Below are 18,610 nucleotides of genomic sequence, written 5' to 3' on the forward strand. Positions count from 1 at the left end.
CTTCCCGCCCACCCTCGCGCGTTGCCGGAAACCCGCCGTGGACCGGAGAAAGATGCCTCCGCCCAACGACCACCCGGAGGCAGCCGTGCACTCGTCCCTGATCCCCCTGATCGCCGTCCTCACCGGCGCCGCCCACGCCACGACCATCGCGATCGCCGCACTCACCTCGCTGGGCGCCCGCACCCCGCACCGCCGCCGCGACGCACGCAAGACCCTTCGCTTGCTGCTCCTGATACCCCGCCGGTAGCGGCGGGTCGGCGCTCCCGAGGGAAGAGGCTCGCGGCCGCCGAGGCCACTGGATACGACGACATGCCCAGAGGCCGTCGGGCAGCGACGAGTAGCAGACCCGCCCTGCCAAGTGCTCCGCCACGAGGCACGCGGGAGGGCCGGGGGGGGGGGCTCCGGCCGGTCGTAAGCTCCCGAGCATGAGCTTGCGTTTGAGTGTTGTGATTCTGCCGATCTACCGCTGGGCCGCCGAGGGGCGGGAGGTGTGGCGGCGGGCCGAGGACCTGGGGTTCGGGACCGCCTATACGTATGACCATCTTTCCTGGCGGAGCTTCCGGGACAAGCCGTGGTACGGCGCGGTGCCGACGCTGACCGCCGCCGCCGCGGTCACCGGCCGGATGCGCCTGGGCACCCTGGTGACGTCAGTCAAGCCGCGTTCATGCATCACGGGCTGACCTGCGGGAACGACGGTCAGAGGCTGATGAGCCTGACGTGCTCACCGCAGAGCCGGGCCATGTCGTCGACGTCGGAGGTGAGAATGGCGACCGGGCCGGTCTGCCGTAGGGCCGTTTCCGCGACGGTCGCGTCGATCGCGTATTTGTGCTCGTGAAGCCCGGCGGCCTTGAGCAGCTTCGCCGCCGCCTTGGCCGTCTGCTCGGTGACCGGCTCCACCTTGACCCTGGACAGGGCCCACTGCAGGCGGGGCATGTTCACGCGGGAGTGGCTGACCTCCACGCTGGTGTTCGCGCTGATGATCAGATCCGCGCCCATCTCGTGGAACACCTTCAGCAGGCCGAGGGCCTTCCGGTCCTGGGCGACCCAGGCGGACAGGCCCTCGCTGTCCAACACCACGGATTCGATGTGCTGACCCACGCGGCGCTCGCGCCGCCCGTGGTCTCCGTCGCCCTCGCGATACGGGCTCGAGCCTCGGCCAGTTCCTCTTCGCTGAAGGAGCCGTGCTCGTCTTCGTAGCTCCGCAGATCCGCCCCGAGCAGTTGGTGCCTGATCTGACGGGCGACCGCTTCGGCGACGTAGCCGGAGACGTTGTCCGTGAGTTTTTTCAACTCTGCCACCTGCTCGGTCGGCAGCGTGACCGTGATCCGGGTCGTGTCAGCCATACGGTGAGCATGCCGCAGTATGCACGGCAGTGGCCGTCCTTCTCGGTTGCCGGCTGTGCGGCGGGCACGCGCTCAGCGCGACCGAACGCGGAGCAGTTCACTGAGCCGGTCACCGATCACGGAGACTCCGGGGCGCGGCTCGGTCTCGTCGTACCAGGGCTTGCGTCGGCGCAGGAGTGCGTCGCCGTGCTCGCTCCAGGTGAAGCCTGGTTGCCGCAGGAGCTTCTGGAACACCGTGTCGACGGTCACCGGGTGTGCGGCGGCCAGGCGGCGGATCGGCAGTGGTGTGATCGACTCCTCGCGCAGATAGGTACGGAGCAGGTCTTGGTGGTGTCTGCGGCCGGGGAGGTCGGGGTCCGCGAACAGGTCCCGCAGCGATCCGTAGTCCGCGTAGAAGTTGAGTCCGTCGACCTGGTCATAGATGACGCCGATGGTCTCCGCGTCCGCGAGTTCGGCGGGCAGCGTGAAGAGAGGCACTTCTGGGGTGGCGTGTCGATTGCCCCAGGCACGGCCGGGGCGTCGGGCCGCGGTGGCAGTCTGCTGCCGGTGGCGGTAATAGGCGTTGATGCGCTCCTCGGCTTCTCCGACGGTGAGGACCAGCTCGTCGCTGCCGAAGAAGTCGGTGAAAGCGGCCCGGTCCTCCCGCATCGAGCGCCATCCTTCCTCGACCTTCTCCGGGTTGCGGAAGACGAGGTCGGGCCGGCTGGTGGCCAGGTCGAGGGCGGCAGCGGCGATCTCCGGCGCGGCGGCCCGGGGGTAGGAGGACATGACGCCGGAGACGAGCCACGCGCCGGGCACAGGTGTCAGGGCGACCAGGCGGGCACCGAGGAAGCCTTCTTTCGCGACCCCGCGGAAAGTCGACCGTCCGGCGTTGGTGTAGGCCCGGTATTCGAGGTCGTCCACCAGGTTGAACAGGAGCAGGCAGTCGCCGTCCTTGCCCCGTACCTCGAAGATCCCCTCCACCGGGTCACGCCAGGCCAGGACCATCTGCCGATCGGCATCGGTCAGGGCCGTCCGCCGGGTGACGAAACGGTCGGCGACCGTGGTGCCGTCCGGAAGGCGGTGCTGAAGAAGGAAGCAGTCGATGACGTTGATCGCGGTCGCCTCGTCCAACGCGCCTTCGGGGCTGACGGCTTCCGTCAGGAGCGGGTCGAGGAATCGTTCGAAGGAGCGGCTCTCCCCGAACGCCACGAGGTCGTCCTTCAGTTCGGCGCTGCGGCGCAGGGCCTGGGCGAGGTCTGGGACGTGGCTCGTGTCGCGCTCCGGTGTGCGTCGACTTCGGCGGCGCTCATTGCTCATCCCAGCCACGGTAGCGAGACGGTGCGTGTTCCATCGCCCGCTTCCCCGATAGCGATCCATCGCCGGTGCGGGGCTTGTTGCTCGTAAGGTCGTCCTCATGCGTCTGAGTGTTGTGATTCTGCCGATCTATCGCTGGGCCGCCGAGGGGCGGGAGGTGTGGCGGCGGGCCGAGGACCTGGGGTTCGGGACCGCCTATACGTATGACCATCTGTCCTGGCGGAGCTTCCGGGACAAGCCGTGGTACGGCGCGGTGCCGACGCTGACCGCCGCCGCCGCGGTCACCGGCCGGATGCGCCTGGGCACCCTGGTGACGTCGCCGAATTTCCGGCACCCGGTCACGCTCGCCAAGGACTTGATGACGCTCGACGACGTGAGCGAGGGGCGGGTGACGCTGGGGATCGGCGCCGGGGGGAGCGGGTTCGACGCGACGGCGCTGGGGCAGGAGCCGTGGTCGCCGCGGGAGCGGGCGGATCGGTTCGGGGAGTTCGTACGGCTGCTGGACCGGCTGTTGACGAACGGCCAGGTGTCGTACGAGGGGGAGTTCTACTCGGCGCACGAGGCGCGGACGATTCCGGGGTGTGTGCAGCGGCCGAGGATTCCGTTCGCGGTGGCGGCGACGGGACCGCGGGGGATGCGGCTGGCCGCGCGGTACGGGCAGGCGTGGGTGACGACGGGGGACCCGGCGCTGTACGAGACGGGGACGCCGGAGGAGTCGCTGGCGGCGGTACGCGGGCAGGTGGAACGGCTGGGCGCGGCGTGTGCGCAGGCCGGGCGGGACGTGCTGAAGGTGCCGAAGGTGATGCTGACCGGCTTCACCCCTGACCAGGGGCGCCCGCTGGAGTCGGTGGACGCCTTCGTGGACTTCGCGGGCCGCCACGCGGAGGCCGGGATCGACGAGATGGTCATCCACTGGCCCATCCCCGACAGCGACTTCGACACCGACCCCGCCGCCTTCGAGCGGATCGCCCTGGAGGCCCCCGCCCAACTGGCCTGATCCGCGCGCCGGGTGGTCAGTGTGCAAGGTCGTCAGTGCGTCGGGTCGTCGGGGCGCCGGTCGGTCAGGGCGTCCATGCGGCGGGCCGCGATCTCCCGGTCGGCGGCGGCCGTCACGAACTCCGGTACGTGGTCGGGCCCGACCAGCTCCCGGACCGCGGCGACCGTGGCCGCCGGGAGGGCCACCGGGACGTGCGAGGGCGGCTCGGCGGCCGGGCGCGGCGGCGGCGCGGGGAGCACGGCGTCGCCGAGGTGACGGCGTACGTGCTCGGTGGCGAGCGTCCGCATGGCGCGTGCCAGCTCCGCGTCCACGGTCTGCTGGGCCAGCGGGCGCAGCCGCCGGACCAGGGCCGCCGCCTCCTCGGCCTCCTCGTCGGTCGGCGGGTGGCGCAGGAACCGCTCGAAGACGTACTCCGTGGTGAACTCCAGGAACCGCTCCGAGATGTGCTCGACCTGGACCCGCAGCTCCCGCAGGTGGCCGGTGATCGCGGGCAGCGGCACACCGGCGGCGTGCAGCTCCGCGGCGACCGCCAGCTCCTGGGGGCTCGGTACCAGGAATTCCTCGTCGCTGCCCGGCACCGGCTCCAGGATGCCCAGTTGCAGGCCCTCCTCGACGGCCGTCAGATCCGCCGTCCCGCCGAACGCCTCGATCAGCTCGGCCAGGCTGATGCGCGCGGGCGTCTCGTCCGACCACGGCCGGTCCACCTCACCGACCAGGCCGAGCACTCCGCCGAGGCCGGTGCCCGCGTCCCACGCCGCCAGCAGCTCCTTGATGCTGGCCAGCGTGTAGCCGCGCTCCAGGAGATCGGCGATCTGCCGCAGCCGGGCCAGATGCGTGTCGTCGTACACATTGGCCCGGCCGCGGCGCTCCGGCTTCGGGAGCAGCCCGCGGTCGGTGTAGGCGCGGATCGTACGGACCGTCGTCCCGCTCAGATGGGACAGGTCCTCGATCCGGTACGCGCGCTGCTCGGCGGCGGTGGTCACGCCCACACTCCTCCGTACTCCTCGGTGGTCAGGAGGCCGCGGTGCGGCCCGCCGGTCTTTCGCTGGCCCTGGCCGCGGGGGACATGGCCAGATACTCGACGGCCTTGCTCAGCGACCCCTCCTGTGACGGATGGTACGACCGGCGCAGGTACCTGGGCATCGCCCCGTTGAGCGCGGCCCAGGACGGCAGCAGGCCGCGGCGGGCGGCGGCGCGGTGGTTCCTGAACCGGTACTTGCCCTTGACCAGCCCCGGGTCGTGCCGCATCAGGTAGCGGGCCCCGACCACCCACAGATAGAACAGCGTCGGCCACGCGAACGCCATGCCCTCCGCGCGCCGCAGATACCGCCCCGCGCCGCCCCCGCCGACGTGCTGGTACATGTCGAACGCGACCGCCCGGTGCTCGACCTCCTCCGCGCCGTGCCAGCGCAGCAGGTCCAGCATCACCTCGTCGGTGTCCACCTCGTCCAGCGCGTCGGCGTCCAGGATCCAGTCGCCGAGGACGGCGGTGAAGTGCTCGATCGCCGCGATCAGCGACAGCCGGAACCGCAGCCACTCGCGCCGGGTGACCGGCGCGCCCCACGGCGGCTTCTCGCCGAGCAGCACGTCGAACATCCACTCCACGTGCTTGGTGTAGCCGCTGGTGTCGAGATTCTGCTCGGCCAGGTGCTCCAGTACATACGCGTGCTGCACGCTGTGGGTGGCCTCCTGGCCCATGAACCCCTTGACGTCCTTGAGCAGTTGCTCGTCGCTGACGTAGGGGAGCGCCTCCTTGAACACCTTCACGAACCACCGCTCCCCCGCGGGCAGCAGCAGATGCAGCACATTGATGACGTGCGTCGCGGTCGGCTCGCCCGGAATCCAGTGCAGAGGGGTCTGCTTCCAGTCGAACGTGACCCGGCGCGGCTTGATCGCGTAACTCATGGCGGTGCGTCCTCCTTCGGAGAAGATCGGCGGTGTCGGAGTGGGGATCGGTGCTGCCAGCAGGGTGCCGGTGGTGAGCCGGCGGCGGGGCTACAGCGGCGGGTCCACGCGGGCCAGCGCCCGCAGCGTCTTGGGGGAGAGCCGGGACAGCAGCCGCGCCCCGCGGGCCTCCGGCGTGACCGGGACGACCGCGGAGTCGCGCTCCACCGCCCGGACGATCGCGCGGGCGACCTTCTCCGGGGGGTAGTTGCGCAGCCCGTAGAGCCGGGCGGACCGCGCCCTGCGCCGCTCCTGCTCCTCCTCGCCGACGCCCGCGAACCGCGCGCTGCGGGTGATGGGCGTGTTGACCAGCCCCGGGCAGATCGCGCTCACCCCGATGCCGTGCGGCGCCAACTCCGCCCGCAGGCACTCGCTGAGCATCAGCACCGCCGCCTTCGACGTGCTGTACGCGGGCAGGGAGCGGGACGGCTGGAAGGCGGCGGCCGACGCGGTGTTGACGATGTGCCCGCCCTGGCCGCGCTCCACCATCTGCCGGCCGAACAGGCGGCAGCCGTGGATGACGCCCCACAGATTGACGTCGAGCACCTGCTTCCAGTCCTCGGGTGTGGTGTCGAGGAAGGCCCCCGCCAGGCCGATCCCCGCGTTGTTCACCACCACGTCGGGGACGCCGTGGAGGCCGGCCGTGCGCTCGGCCAGTTTCTCCATCGCCTCGGCGTCCGACACGTCGACGGTCTCGGGCCACGCGTCGGGCGCGCCGATCAGCCGGGCCAACTCGGCGGTTCTGGCGGCGCCTTCCGCGTCCCGGTCCACCGCGACGATCCGCGCGCCCGCCTCCGCGAAGGCGAAGGCGGTGGCCCGGCCGATGCCGCTGGCCGCGCCGGTGACCAGCACCAGTTGGCCGCCGAACCGCTCCTTGGCGCCGGTCTCCGCCTTCCCGAGCACCGTCCCGCCCGCCCCGGTGACGGTCGAGGTCGCGGCCGGGACGGCGGGGCCGCCGTACTCGTGCGCTGTGACGAACTCGCCGATCCAGCGCGACAGTTGCTCGGGCCGGGAGCGCGGCACCCAGTGCTTGGCGGCCACGGTGCGCCGGGTCAGCCGGGGCACCCACTGCTCCAGGTCGTCGTAGAGCCGCTGCGACAGGAAGGCGTCGCCGGTCGGCGTGATGAGCTGCACGGGGACGTGGGCGTACGCGTCGGTGCGCGGACTGCCCAGCCTGCGGCGGACGTTGTCCCGGTACAGCCAGGCGCCGTGCGCCGCGTCCTCGGGGAGCGAGGCGGTCGGGTAGCCGTCGGACGGCAGCTTCTCGGCGCGGGAGAGCAGCTTGGGCCACTGCTTGCCGAGCGCTCCGCGCCAGGCCAGCTCCGGCAGCACGGGGGTGTGCAGCGCGTACACGTACCAGGACTTGGCCCCCTGGCCGACCACTTGGGCGACCCGGCGCGGGGTGGGGCGGCGCACCCGGCGCTTGATCCAGTGGCCGAAGTGGTCGAGCGACGGGCCCGAGATCGAGGTGAAGGAGGAGATCCGGCCCTCGGTCCCGCCGACCGTGACGAATTCCCAGCCCTGCACCGAACCCCAGTCGTGCCCGACCAGGTGCACCGGGCGGTCCGGGCTGACCGCGTCCGCCACCGCCAGGAAGTCCTCGGTGAGCTTCTCCAGCGTGAAGCCGCCCTTGAGCCGCGCCGGGGCGCTCGACCTGCCGTGCCCGCGCACGTCGTAGAGCACCACGTGGAAGCGGTCGGCGAGCAGCCCGGCCACCTGCGACCACACCTCTTTGCTGTCCGGGTAGCCGTGCACCAGCACCACCGTCGGCAGCGCCGCGTCCCCGTACTCGGCGACGCACAGCCGTACGCCGCCGCCCCCGGTCACGAACCTCTCCCGCGCCGCCGCGTCGGCCGCCCCGTCCCGCACCTCCCCGTCCCGTACCGCTTCGCCCGGGCTCTCGCCGCCCTCGCCCGGACCCGCGCCCTCGTCCCGGTCGTTCCGCTCTTCCCACTGGTCCCGCGTCATGCCGCCACCCCCGTCCCAGTCCCCGTCCCCGAACCCGATTCCGTGCCCGTCCCCATCCGTGACCTCGACATCGATCCCGTCCTCGTATCCGCGTCCGTCTCCCGCCAGCGCCTGACGTGCGGCAGGTCGTCGTCCAGCCAGTAGGCGTCGGTCTCCGTGACCACGAGGATCTCCTCGAACTTCGCGCCGGTGCCGCGGAATCCCACATGTGGCTCCACCGCCCACAGACCGGGGTATGGGGGGTGGTCGGACATGCGGTGCGGACTCCACAGCGGTGACCAGCCCTCGCGGTGTCCGTGCAGCGCGTCGGAGGCCAGCCCCTTCAGGCTCCGCGTGCCGAACCCGGCGATCCGCGGCGACCAGCGGCGCTCGCGCACCCGGTCGACCTTGTGGGCGATCACGCCGAAGGGATACGCGCGATGCCGGTTGGCGTACCCCTGCCTGACCATCAGCCGGTCGACGTCCTGGTAGACGGTGCGCAGCGGGTGCCGCTCGCGCACCCCGCGCAGGATCAGCTCGCGGTGCTCGCGCAGATCCGCCATCAGCCGTTCCTGCACCGGATTGGGGCCGAGCGAACCGGAGTAGCCGACGTCGGCGGTACAGCCCGCGTATACAGGGGCCAGGTCGAGGATGAACGGCATGCCGGGTTCGAGCCGCCGCCCGGTCGGGAAGAACTGGAGCGGCACCTTGAAGCCGGTGAAGGCCGTACGGTCGCCGAACCAGGCGAAGGGCAGATGGAACCAGTCGCGGACCCCGCGCTCCCGCGCCCACACCCGCATCGCGTGCGCCGCGTCCCGCTCGGTCATCCCCGGCCGCAGCTCCGCCGCGACCGCCTCCGCGCACGCGTACGCCAGCCGCTGCACCTCACGGAACCCGTCGAGCCCGTCGACCTCACGGAACCCGTCGCGCCCGCCGTCCCACCCCTCGCCCATGGCCGCTCACCCCAGACCCCGCGCCGACATTCGAAAGCTGACAGCAATCAATGTGACATCGGCTCGTGGCAAGGTCAAGAGCCCCGCGACCCCCTGTGGATAACTCCCGGAACCCCCCCGACCCCTACGGGTGGTCAGCCCGCAGGAGTACCCCGATCGCGGCGGATCCGATCCTCGGGACGGACGCGGGACTGTGGCGCCCGCCACTACGGTCGGACACGTGACTGTGATCGCTACCGAAAGCCTGAGCAAGCGGTACCCGAGGGTGACCGCTCTTGACCGGCTGACCGTCGACATCACCCCCGGTGTGACCGGGCTGGTGGGTGCCAACGGCGCCGGGAAATCGACCCTGATCAAGATCCTGCTGGGACTGTCCCCGGCGACCGAGGGTCGTGCCGCCGTGCTCGGACTCGACGTGGCCACCAACGGCGCCGAGATCCGCGGCCTCGTCGGCTACATGCCCGAGCACGACTGCCTGCCGCCCGACGTCTCGGCGACCGAATTCGTCGTCCACATGGCCCGGATGTCGGGGCTGCCGCCGACCGCCGCGCGCGAGCGGACCGCCGACACGCTGCGCCACGTTGGCCTCTACGAGGAGCGGTACCGCCCGATGGGCGGCTACTCGACGGGCATGAAGCAGCGCGTCAAGCTCGCGCAGGCGCTGGTCCACGACCCGCAGCTCGTCCTGCTCGACGAGCCGACCAACGGCCTCGACCCGGCGGGCCGCGACGAGATGCTGGGCCTGATCCGCCGCGTGCACACCGACTTCGGCATCTCGGTGCTGGTCACCTCGCACCTGCTCGGCGAGCTGGAGCGCACCAGCGACCACATCGTCGTCATCGACGGCGGCACACTGCTGCGCGCCTCCTCCACCAGCGACTTCACGCAGGCCACGGCGTCGCTCGCGGTCGAGGTCACCGACCGTGAGAAGGAGCTGCTGGCCGCGCTGACCGGTGCCGGGCTCACCGCCCAGACCAAGGGCCACCTGCTGCACGTCGACATAGCGGACGACGCGACGTACGACACCGTCCGCGACGCCGTCGCCGCACTCGGGGTCGGCCTGGTGCGCATGGAGCAGCGCCGCCACCGCATCGCCGAGCTGTTCACGGACGACGAGGACCTGACGTACGACGACCCGGACGACCCCGACCGCCCGGACCCCGACCCCCCGCACGACCCCGGCGGCACGAGCACCCGGCACGACCCCGGCACCCGGCCCGACAAGAGCACTTCGCACGACAAGAGCACCCCGAACACCCCGGACACCGCGACCCTGACCAAGGAAGGAGAAGGCCGTGACGCAGCCTGACACGGTGACGCCCGGCACGCCGAACCCCGGCCCCCCGGGCACCGGCACCGCCCCCGACGTCATCCACAACATCGGTTACCGCAAGTACACCGGCCCGCGCCTCGGCCGCGCCTACGCCCGGCGCTCCCTCTTCAGCCAGAGCCTGCGCGGCGCGTACGGCCTCGGCCGCAGCGCGAAGTCCAAGGTGCTGCCGATGATCCTGCTCGCCGCGATGTGCGCGCCCGCGCTGATCATGGTGGCGGTCGCGATCTTCACCAACATGACGAAGCTGCCGGTCGACTACACCCGTTACGCGGTGATCCTCCAGGCGGTCATCACCCTCTTCGTCGCCTCGCAGGCCCCGCAGTCGGTCTCCCGCGACCTGCGGTTCAAGACCACGCCGCTGTACTTCTCGCGGCCCATCGAGCGCGTCGACTACGTGGCCGCCAAATACGCGGCGCTCGCCACGGCGCTGTTCCTGCTGACCGCGCTGCCCCTGCTCATCCTCTACATCGGCGCGCTGCTGGCGAAGCTCAGCTTCGGCACCCAGACCGCCGGGTTCGCGAAGGGTCTGGTGTCCGTACTCCTGCTGTCGCTGCTCTTCGCGGGCATCGCGCTCGTCATCGCCGCGATCACCCCGCGCCGCGGCTTCGGCGTCGCCGCGATCATCGCGGTGTTCGTCATCACCTACGGCGCGGTCTCCAGCGTCCAGGGCGTCGCCTCCGTGCAGGAGAACTACGAGGTGATCGGCTGGCTCGGCCTCTTCTCGCCGATCACGCTGATCGACGGCTTCCAGACCTGGTTCCTCGGCGCGAGCTCGGCCTTCCCGCACGCCTCGGGACCGCCGAACGCGCTGGCCGGCATCGTCTACCTGCTGGCCGTCCTCACCATCATCACCGGCAGCTTCGGCCTCCTGATGCGCCGCTACCAGAAGGTCGGTCTCTCGTGACGACGATCAGCATCGACAACGTCTCGCGCTGGTTCGGCAACGTGGTGGCGGTCAACGACATCACCATGACGATCGGCCCCGGCGTCACCGGCCTGCTCGGCCCCAACGGCGCCGGAAAATCCACCCTCATCAACATGATGGCGGGCTTCCTGGCCCCCTCCACCGGCGCCGTCACCCTCGACGGGACGCCCATCTGGCGCAATGAGCAGTCGTACCGCGAGATCGGCATCGTGCCCGAGCGCGAGGCGATGTACGACTTCCTCACCGCCCGCGAGTTCGTGGTCGCCAACGCGGAGCTGCACGGCCTGCCCGACCCGGACGCCGCCGCCCGCCGGGCGCTGGCCACGGTCGAGATGGAGTACGCCCAGGACCGGCAGATCGACACGTACAGCAAGGGCATGCGGCAGCGCGCCAAGATGGCGTCCGCGCTGGTCCACGACCCGTCGGTGCTGCTGCTCGACGAGCCGTTCAACGGCATGGACCCCCGGCAGCGGCTGCACCTGATGGAGCTGCTGCGGCGGATGGGCGCCGAGGGCAGGACCGTCCTGTTCTCCTCGCACATCCTGGAGGAGGTCGAGCAGCTCGCCCACCACATCGAGGTCGTGGTGGCGGGGCGCCACGCGGCCTCCGGCGACTTCCGCAAGATCCGCCGCCTGATGACCGACCGCCCGCACCGCTATCTCGTACGGTCGAGCGACGACCGGCTGCTCGCGTCCGTGCTGATCGCGCACGCGTCCACCGCCGCGATCGAGCTGGACTGGTCGGAGAAGGCGCTGCGCGTCCAGGCCATCGACTTCGCCGGATTCACCGAATTCCTGCCCCGGATCGCCCGCGACCACGGCATCCGGCTCTTCACCGTCTCGCCGTCCGACGAGTCCCTGGAGAGCGTCTTCTCCTACCTGGTCACGGCATAAGGAGCCGACACAGATGTCCGCCACACAGACCCCCGCGCCGCCGAGCGGCAGGGCCGCGGCCCCCGCCCGCTCAGGGCCCGCCGTGTTCCACCCCACCGTGGCCCGGCTCACCTACCGCGCGCTGCTCGGCCGCCGCCGCGCCCTGCTGCTCTTCGCGCTGCCGATGCTGCTGCTGATCATCTCCGTCGCGGTCCGCGCGCTGACCGGCGCGGACGACTCCACCGCCAACGACATCCTCCAGGGCTTCGCGCTCAGCGCGATGGTCCCGCTGGTCGGCGTCATCGCCGGCACCGGCGCCATCGGCCCGGAGATCGACGACGGCGCGATCGTCTACCTGCTGGCCAAGCCGATCAGACGGTCCACGATCGTGTCCACCAAGCTCATCGTGGCGATAGGCGTCGTCGCCGCCTTCTCCGCCATCCCCACCCTGCTCGCCGGATTCATCCTCAACGGCAACGGGCAGAACGTCGCGGTCGCCTTCGGGGTCGCCGCCGCCGTCGCGTCCGTCGCCTACGCGGCGATCTTCCTGATGCTCGGCGTCCTCACCCGGCACGCGGTGATCGTCGGCCTGGTCTACGCCCTGGTCTGGGAGTCCGTCATCGGCAATGTGGTGCCGGGCGCCAGGACCCTCAGCGTCCAGCAGTGGTCGCTCGCGGTCGCGCAGAAGCTGGGCCACGGCGGCATCGTCAGCTCCGACGTCGGTCTGCCGACGGCGATCGTGCTGCTCGCGGTGGTCACCGTCGGCACCACCTGGTTCGCCGGACACAAGCTGCGCACCCTCAAGCTCGCGGGTGAGGAGTAGGGACCGGGGTACGTCACCCGCAGGGAAGGGACCGGGGCCGAGGCACCGGCAGGGAAGGGACCGGGGCCGAGGCACCGGCAGGGAAAAGACCACCCGTGGGAACGGGAACACGGTGTGACGGCGGCGCAAGCTGTGAATGCGGTGTCAATGGAAGGGAGCGAGTCGCAGCCCGGCTGTGATCGGTGAAGACTGGTCGCGATGGCCCCGGCTCACGAGTCCTCCACCGCCGCCCGCGAGCGCCGCCGCGTCACCCCGCGTGACGCGCGGCGTTTCGCCGCGCAATGGATACGGGCCTCGCCCGGCACCCACATCTGGCTGCTGATCCTGATCATCACCAGCGGCATCGTCGCCGTCGTGTCGCCGCACGTCCGCTCGTATCTGCTGCACCACGTCAGCACCAACCTGGTCCAGCTGCGGCAGCATCCGCTGCGGGTGCTGTTCGCCAGTGCCCTGTGGATAGAGACGCCCTCGGGCCTCGTCCTCTACTTCTTCCTCTTCGAGCTGATCCACGCCCCGGCCGAACGCTGGCTCGGCACCTGGCGCTGGCTGGTCGTCGTCGCGACCGCGCACATCGGCGCGACGCTCGTCAGCGAGAAGGCCGTCATGTTCGGCATCAGGGACCAGCGGTTGCCGCGCTCCCTCGCGCACACCGTGGACATCGGGGTCAGCTACGGCCTCGCGGGCATCGTCGGCGTCCTCACGTATCTGGTGCCGCGCCCCTGGCGCTGGGGATATCTCCTCGGCGTGCTGGGCTTCTTCGGCTATCCGCTGCTCGGCGACGCGACCTACACCGACCTCGGTCACTTCACGGCCGCGCTGATCGGCCTGAGCTGTTACGCGATCACGCCGCCGGGGCGCGCCCGCGAGAAGACCGCCTGAGCGCCGCGCCCCCGCCGCGCCCCCGCTGCGACCTAGCCCCGACACGCCCCGACCCGGCCTCCGGCACACCCGGCCGGGCCGTTCAGAACGGCCCGAAGAGCCGTTCCAGCACCACCGCGATGCCGTCCTCATCGTTCGACAGCGTCACCTCGTCGGCGACCCGCCGCAGCTCCGGATGGGCGTTGGCCATCGCCACGCCGTACCCCGCCCAGGCGAACATCGGCAGGTCGTTGGGCATGTCACCGAAGGCGATCGTCTCGGCGGCCGTCACGCCGAGCCGCCGCGCGGCCAGCGAGAGCCCGGTCGCCTTGGTGAGGCCGAGCGGCAGCAGCTCCACGATGCCCTCGCCCGCCATCGTCACGCCCACCAGGTCACCGGCCACCTCGCGGGCGGCCCGCGCCAGACCGTCGTCCCCCAGCTCCGGGTGCTGTATGTACAGCTTGTTGATGGGCGCGGACCACAGCTCGGCCGGGTCCGACATGAGGATGACCGGCAGCTCGGGGTTGTACCGGTACCCCTCGCCGATCAGGACGTCGCCGGCCAGGCCGTCGCGGCTGGCCGCGAGGAACAGCGGGCCCACCTCGGCCTCGATCTTGGCCAGTGCGAGCCCGGCGAGCTGCCGGTCGAGGGTGACCGAGGTCAGCAGCCGGTGCGCGCCCGCGTCGTAGAGCTGCGCGCCCTGGCCGCAGACCGCCAGGCCCTCGTACCCGAGGTCGTCCAGTACGTGCCGGGTCCACGGCACCGAGCGGCCGGTGACGATGATGTGCACCGCGCCCGCCGCCACCGTCGCGGCGAGCGCGTCCCTCGTCACCCGCGAGACGGTGTTGTCGCCGCGCAGCAGCGTCCCGTCCAGGTCGGTGGCGACCATCCGGTACGGAAGCCGCGCCGCGTCGGTCGCGTCGGCGGCCGGAGCCCTGTGCGCGGCTCTGTTCGTGGCTCTGTCCGCGGCTCCGGTGACGGTTCCGGCGCCGGTCACGGCTTCGGCTCTGTCCGCGGCCCCCGCACCCGGTCCCGTACCGGCGAGGGCCCCGGCCTCCGACTCGCTCACTTGGCGCTGGACGTGACGGGCTCCAACAGCTCCCGGCCGCCCAGGTACGGCCGCAGCACTTCCGGCACCCGTACGGAACCGTCCGCGAGCTGGTGGTTCTCCAGGATCGCCACGATCGTCCGCGGCACCGCGCACAGCGTGCCGTTCAGCGTGGCCAGCGGCCGGGTGCCCTTCTCGTCACGCAGCCGGATCGACAGGCGGCGGGACTGGTACTCGGTCGTGTTCGACGTCGAGGTCAGCTCGCGGTACTTGCCCTGCGTCGGGATCCACGCCTCGCAGTCGAACTTCCGCGACGCCGAGGAGCCCAGGTCGCCCGAGGCCAGCTCGATCACCTGGAACGGCAGCTCGAGCGCGGACAGCCACTGCTTCTCCCAGGCCAGCAGCCGCTGGTGCTCGGCCTCCGCGTCCTCCGGCGTGGTGTAGACGAACATCTCCACCTTGTCGAACTGGTGGACGCGGATGATGCCGCGGGTGTCCTTGCCGTACGAGCCCGCCTCGCGCCGGTAGCAGGGCGAGAAACCGGCGTAGCGCAGCGGCAGCTTGCCCGCGTCGATGATCTCGTCCATGTGGTACGCGGCGAGCGGGACCTCGGAGGTGCCGACCAGGTACAGGTCGTCCTTCTCCAGGTAGTAGACGTCGTCCTCGACCTGGCCGAGGTAGCCGGTGCCCGCCATCGCGGACGGCTTGACCAGGGTCGGGGTCAGGACGGGCGTGAAACCGGCGGCGGTGGCCTGCGCGACGGCCGCGTTGACCAGGGCCAGTTCGAGCAGGGCGCCGACACCGGTCAGGTAGTAGAAGCGCGAGCCGGACACCTTGGCACCGCGGTCGACGTCGATGGCGCCGAGCAGTTCGCCCAGCTCCAGGTGGTCCTTGGGGGTGAAGCCCTCGGCTGCGAAGTCGCGCGGCGCGCCGTGCTGTTCGAGGACGACGAAGTCCTCCTCGCCGCCGATCGGCGCGTCCGGGTGGACGAGGTTGCCGAGCTGGAGCAGGAGCCGCTGGGCCTCTTCCGCCGCCTCGTGCTGCTCGGCGTCGGCGGCCTTGACGGCGGCCGACAGCTCGCCGGTCCGCTTGAGCAGCTCGGCCTTCTCCTCGCCCTGCGCCTTCGGGATCAGCTTGCCGAGCTGCTTCTGCTCGGCGCGCAGCTCGTCGAAGCGGGTACTGGACGACCTGCGCCGCTCGTCGGCGGAGAGGAGGGAGTCGACGAGCGCGACGTCCTCTCCACGGGCGCGCTGCGAGGCGCGCACACGGTCGGGGTCCTCACGAAGCAGACGAAGGTCAATCACGCGACCAGGTTACCGGGGAGCGGGCATCGGCCGCGACAACTTACGGACTTTATGGTGTGCTTTGTCCGCTTCAGGGGTAAAGCGAGGAAATTCCGTAAAGGGGAGAAAGGGGGGACGGTCAACCAAATTCGCCGCGTCCCTCCCCCGGGTCATCGCGCCTGTGGAGAACCGGAGTTGATCATCGCCGCCGGGGCTCCGGCGGGGCCTTCGCGGGCCTCTCGGGGGCCGTCCGGCCGAAAGTTATCCACAGGCTGCTGGGGATTTCCATTCTTTGTCCACAGGGTGTGGGGAAGATCTGTGGAGAAGGAGGGAGATCTTTCGACCGGGCTCGATGCTCGGCTATGGATTCCCCCTTCAAACCCGTTCCACACTCACTTTCGAGTGAGAAGTGTTCCCTCGGGAGAGTTGGTCGGGGGAATTGGGGTGACGAGGGGTGACCTGCCCCGCTGTGGACAGCGATGGTGTCTGTGTACAGATTTGTCGACTAGGTCGGGTTGCTGTGTCGACATGTCCCCAGTTACCCACAGGCTGCGCTCGAAGCCTGTGGATAACTTTTCCCCACGGTGGAAGAACACGCCCTGCCCGGTTCAGGCCCGCCCGCCTCAGGCCCGCCCGTCCAGCGCCCGGTTCAGCCAGTCCGCCGCGTCCGTGAACTCCGAGTCCGTCGTTCCCCGCGCCACCCGCACCTCGACCTCGTCGGCCCGGGGGTACGAACCGAGGAAGCGGACGTTCAGGCAGCGGCGGCGCAGCCCCATCAGCGTCTCGCCGACCCGGCGGTCCGTGAGGTGACCCTCGGCGTCCACCGAGAAGCAGTACTGACCGAGGCCGCGACCGGTCGGCCGGGACTCGATCCGCATCAGGTTCACCCCGCGGATCGCGAACTCCTGGAGGAGTTCGAGCAGCGCGCCGGGGTGGTCGTCGCGCAGCCAGAACACCGCCGACGTCTTGTCCGCGCCGGTCGGCGCCGCCAGCCGCGCCGGACGCCCGACGAGCACGAAGCGCGTCGTCGCGTTCTGCGCGTCGCGGATGTCGGTGGCCAGCGGTTCGAGACCGTACGTCGGCGCCGCGAACTCGCCCGCGAAGGCGCCGTCGAAGCGGCCCTCCTGCACCAGCCGCGCGCCGTCCGCGTTCGACGCGGCCGACTCCCACACCGCGTCGGGCAGATTGCCCGACAGCCAGTTGCGCACCTGAGACTGCGCGGCCGGGTGCCCGGTCACCGTCTTCACGTCGGACAGCGCGGTGCCCGGCCTGACCAGCAGCGCGAAGGCGATCGGCAGCAGCACCTCGCGGTAGATCATCAGCGGGTCGCCGAACGCCAGCTCGTCGAGCGTGGCGGTGATGCCGCCCTCGACGGAGTTCTCGATCGGGACCAGCGCACCGCCCGCCTCGCCGTTGCGCACCGCGTCGAGCGCCGCGGGCACTGACACCATCGGTACCAGCTCGCGCGTGGCGGCCTCGGGCAGCAGCCGCAGCGCGGCCTCGGTGAACGTGCCTTCGGGACCCAGATAGGTATAACGGCTCGCTGGCGACATGCGTTCAGCCTAATGGCCCGCACCGACCCGGAATGCCGGTCTGTTCATCAGCCCGGAACGCCGCCACCAGATCGTGCGATCACCCTTCGAGCAGCCGCTGACCCACGTATTCTCCGGCCCCGCAGCCGCCCGGCACCGCGAAGAGTCCGCTCGCCTCGTGCCGCAGGAAGCGCGACAGGCCGTCGCCGCCGTCCAGCTTGCGCTGCACCGGCACGAAACCCTTGAGCGGATCGGCCTGCCAGGCCACGAAGAGCAGCCCGGCGTCCGGAGTCCCGTCCGTCCCAATGCCGTCGTGGTACGAGAACGCCCGCCGCAGCATGGCGGCGCCGCCGTTGGAGGCCGGGGCCGCGACCCGGACGTGCGCGTCGCCCGCGATGGCCAGGGCGCCGTCCGCGCCGACCTTCGCCAGGTCGACCGGCGTGGTCTCGGTGCCGCCCGACAGCGGCGCCCCGTCCGACTTGCGGCGCCCGATCACCTTCTCCTGCCGGGCCACCGACAGATGGTCCCAGGAGTCCAGCAGCATCCGGATGCGGCGGACGACGGCGTACGAACCGCCCGCCATCCAGGCCGGGGAGCCGGAGTCGGCGGAGCCGCCCGCCGGTACGAAGATCCGCTGATCGAAATCGGCGTCGGTCGGCTTCGGATTGTTGGTCCCGTCGATCTGGCCCATCAGATTGCGCCCGGTCATCGGGTGCGCGGTCGCGCCCGGCGTCCGGTTGAACCCGTTCATCTGCCAGCGCACCCCGGCGGTGTCCCGCGCCGCCTTCTGGAGCACGCGCAGCGCGTGGAAGGCGACCAGCGCGTCGTCCGCGCCGATCTGCACCCACAGATCGCCGTTGCTCCGCTTCGGGTCGAGGACGTCGCCCGCGAAGTCCGGCAGCGGTGCCAGCGCTCCGGGCAACCGCCCGGTCAGCCCCGTACGGCCGAAGAAGCTCCGGCCGAAACCGAAGGTGACCGTCAGCGAGGACGGCCCGGCGTCGTACGCGATCTGATCGTCGTACGACGAGGACAGCGCGTCCCGGCCCCCCGGCGAGGTCCCGCTCCGCGTCCCCGGCCGCGTCCCCGGCCGCGTCATCGTCGTTCCCGGTCGCGTCATCGTCCGTACCGCGTCCGACCAGCGGCGCAGCAGCGCGGCGGCGGCCTTGCGGTCCGCGCCCGGTACCAGGTCGAAGGCGACGAGGTGGCCGACGGCCTGCGCGGGCCCGACGATTCCCGCCTGCCGCGCGCCCTCGAAGGGGACGTACGCGGAACCGACCGTGCTCAGCGCGACCGGCTCGTCCCGCACGGCCCGCGCGACGCCCGCACCGGCACCGCCGCCGACGACCAGTCCGGCCGCGCCCGCGGCCCCGGCCGTAGCGAGCAGCCGCCGCCTGCTGAGCCCGGCGGGGGCCGCGTCCTCGGTCCGCACGGACTCCGCGGGCTTCACGTCTTCCGC

General features: G+C 71.3%; 17 protein-coding genes and 2 pseudogenes. 8 read left to right on the top strand and 11 right to left on the bottom strand.

All coding sequences use genetic code 11. From position 1 onward, the window contains the following. Positions 1–52 precede the first annotated feature (52 nt). Both ACIO6U_RS12125 and ACIO6U_RS12130 read left to right on the top strand, forming a co-directional pair. Positions 53–247, top strand: coding sequence for a hypothetical protein (locus ACIO6U_RS12125; protein WP_366564968.1), 195 nt, complete (start codon positions 53–55; stop codon positions 245–247). A gap of 178 nt (positions 248–425) precedes the next feature. Further along, positions 426–674, top strand: a pseudogene (locus ACIO6U_RS12130) (LLM class flavin-dependent oxidoreductase); the annotation flags it as partial. Between the two features lie 22 nt (positions 675–696). Here the strand turns inward: ACIO6U_RS12130 and ACIO6U_RS12135 are convergent. From ACIO6U_RS12135 to ACIO6U_RS12145, 3 genes and pseudogenes are all read right to left on the bottom strand, one after another. Further along, entirely contained in the window at positions 697–1,098 is a 402-nt protein-coding gene (locus ACIO6U_RS12135; RefSeq protein WP_401717962.1) for a PIN domain-containing protein, read from the bottom strand. Further along, a pseudogene (locus ACIO6U_RS12140) lies at positions 1,098–1,343 on the bottom strand (hypothetical protein); the annotation flags it as partial. The gene ACIO6U_RS12135 and the pseudogene ACIO6U_RS12140, both read right to left, overlap by 1 nt. 72 nt (positions 1,344–1,415) lie before the next feature. Continuing rightward, positions 1,416–2,642, bottom strand: a complete 1,227-nt coding sequence (locus ACIO6U_RS12145; RefSeq protein WP_401717965.1) for a hypothetical protein — start codon at positions 2,640–2,642, stop codon at positions 1,416–1,418. A 97-nt stretch (positions 2,643–2,739) separates the two neighbouring features. Here ACIO6U_RS12145 and ACIO6U_RS12150 point away from each other — a divergent pair, with 97 nt between their 5' ends. Next, positions 2,740–3,636, top strand: a complete 897-nt coding sequence (locus tag ACIO6U_RS12150) for an LLM class flavin-dependent oxidoreductase (RefSeq protein ID WP_355336608.1) — start codon at positions 2,740–2,742, stop codon at positions 3,634–3,636. A 32-nt stretch (positions 3,637–3,668) separates the two neighbouring features. Here the strand turns inward: ACIO6U_RS12150 and ACIO6U_RS12155 are convergent, their stop codons facing one another. From ACIO6U_RS12155 to ACIO6U_RS12170, 4 genes are all read right to left on the bottom strand, one after another. Next, positions 3,669–4,619 (bottom strand): MerR family transcriptional regulator, encoded by a 951-nt coding sequence (locus ACIO6U_RS12155; RefSeq protein WP_401717968.1) that lies wholly within the window; start codon positions 4,617–4,619, stop codon positions 3,669–3,671. A gap of 28 nt (positions 4,620–4,647) precedes the next feature. Beyond that, complete coding sequence (locus ACIO6U_RS12160) at positions 4,648–5,541, bottom strand: metal-dependent hydrolase (RefSeq protein WP_391158904.1); 894 nt, start codon at positions 5,539–5,541, stop codon at positions 4,648–4,650. 90 nt (positions 5,542–5,631) lie between these two features. Then, positions 5,632–7,548: an SDR family oxidoreductase gene (locus ACIO6U_RS12165; protein ID WP_401717970.1), complete on the bottom strand. Its 1,917-nt coding sequence runs from the start codon at positions 7,546–7,548 to the stop codon at positions 5,632–5,634. Beyond that, positions 7,545–8,480 carry a M24 family metallopeptidase gene (locus ACIO6U_RS12170; protein ID WP_401717973.1) on the bottom strand — a complete coding sequence of 312 codons (936 nt, stop codon included), beginning with the start codon at positions 8,478–8,480 and terminating at the stop codon, positions 7,545–7,547. Before ACIO6U_RS12170 ends, ACIO6U_RS12165 begins: the two co-directional genes overlap by 4 nt. Positions 8,481–8,673: 193 nt before the next feature. On the opposite strand from ACIO6U_RS12170, the gene ACIO6U_RS12175 reads away from it, so the two are divergent. The 5 genes from ACIO6U_RS12175 to ACIO6U_RS12195 all read left to right on the top strand — a co-directional run bounded on the left by ACIO6U_RS12175 (position 8,674) and on the right by ACIO6U_RS12195 (position 13,312). After that, on the top strand, positions 8,674–9,789 hold the full coding sequence (locus ACIO6U_RS12175) for an ABC transporter ATP-binding protein (RefSeq protein ID WP_401717976.1): 1,116 nt from the start codon (positions 8,674–8,676) through the stop codon (positions 9,787–9,789). 4 nt (positions 9,790–9,793) lie between these two features. After that, positions 9,794–10,717, top strand: coding sequence for an ABC-2 transporter permease (locus tag ACIO6U_RS12180; RefSeq protein ID WP_401718526.1), 924 nt, complete (start codon positions 9,794–9,796; stop codon positions 10,715–10,717). After that, positions 10,714–11,631: an ABC transporter ATP-binding protein gene (locus ACIO6U_RS12185; RefSeq protein ID WP_355336602.1), complete on the top strand. Its 918-nt coding sequence runs from the start codon at positions 10,714–10,716 to the stop codon at positions 11,629–11,631. Before ACIO6U_RS12180 ends, ACIO6U_RS12185 begins: the two co-directional genes overlap by 4 nt. A gap of 82 nt (positions 11,632–11,713) precedes the next feature. Further along, a complete protein-coding gene (locus ACIO6U_RS12190; RefSeq protein WP_355336760.1) occupies positions 11,714–12,433 on the top strand; it encodes an ABC transporter permease subunit in 720 nt (239 codons plus the stop codon). A gap of 198 nt (positions 12,434–12,631) precedes the next feature. Beyond that, positions 12,632–13,312, top strand: a complete 681-nt coding sequence (locus ACIO6U_RS12195; RefSeq protein WP_355336601.1) for a rhomboid-like protein — start codon at positions 12,632–12,634, stop codon at positions 13,310–13,312. 82 nt (positions 13,313–13,394) lie between these two features. Here ACIO6U_RS12195 and ACIO6U_RS12200 read toward each other — a convergent pair whose 3' ends face one another. From ACIO6U_RS12200 to efeB, 4 genes are all read right to left on the bottom strand, one after another. Beyond that, positions 13,395–14,180 (bottom strand): HAD-IIB family hydrolase, encoded by a 786-nt coding sequence (locus ACIO6U_RS12200; RefSeq protein WP_391043506.1) that lies wholly within the window; start codon positions 14,178–14,180, stop codon positions 13,395–13,397. A 176-nt stretch (positions 14,181–14,356) separates the two neighbouring features. Beyond that, the gene (gene serS, locus ACIO6U_RS12205) at positions 14,357–15,643 is read right to left on the bottom strand and encodes a serine--tRNA ligase (protein ID WP_355336600.1); all 1,287 of its coding nucleotides are present in this window, start codon (positions 15,641–15,643) and stop codon (positions 14,357–14,359) included. Between the two features lie 602 nt (positions 15,644–16,245). After that, on the bottom strand, positions 16,246–17,175 hold the full coding sequence (gene pheA, locus ACIO6U_RS12210) for a prephenate dehydratase (protein ID WP_355336599.1): 930 nt from the start codon (positions 17,173–17,175) through the stop codon (positions 16,246–16,248). A 79-nt stretch (positions 17,176–17,254) separates the two neighbouring features. Then, on the bottom strand, positions 17,255–18,601 hold the full coding sequence (gene efeB / locus ACIO6U_RS12215; RefSeq protein ID WP_401718530.1) for an iron uptake transporter deferrochelatase/peroxidase subunit: 1,347 nt from the start codon (positions 18,599–18,601) through the stop codon (positions 17,255–17,257). Between the last annotated feature and the right edge of the window lie 9 nt (positions 18,602–18,610).

Origin of the sequence: Streptomyces sp. NPDC087422 (assembly GCF_044744145.1) — a bacterium.
GTDB lineage: Bacteria > Actinomycetota > Actinomycetes > Streptomycetales > Streptomycetaceae > Actinacidiphila.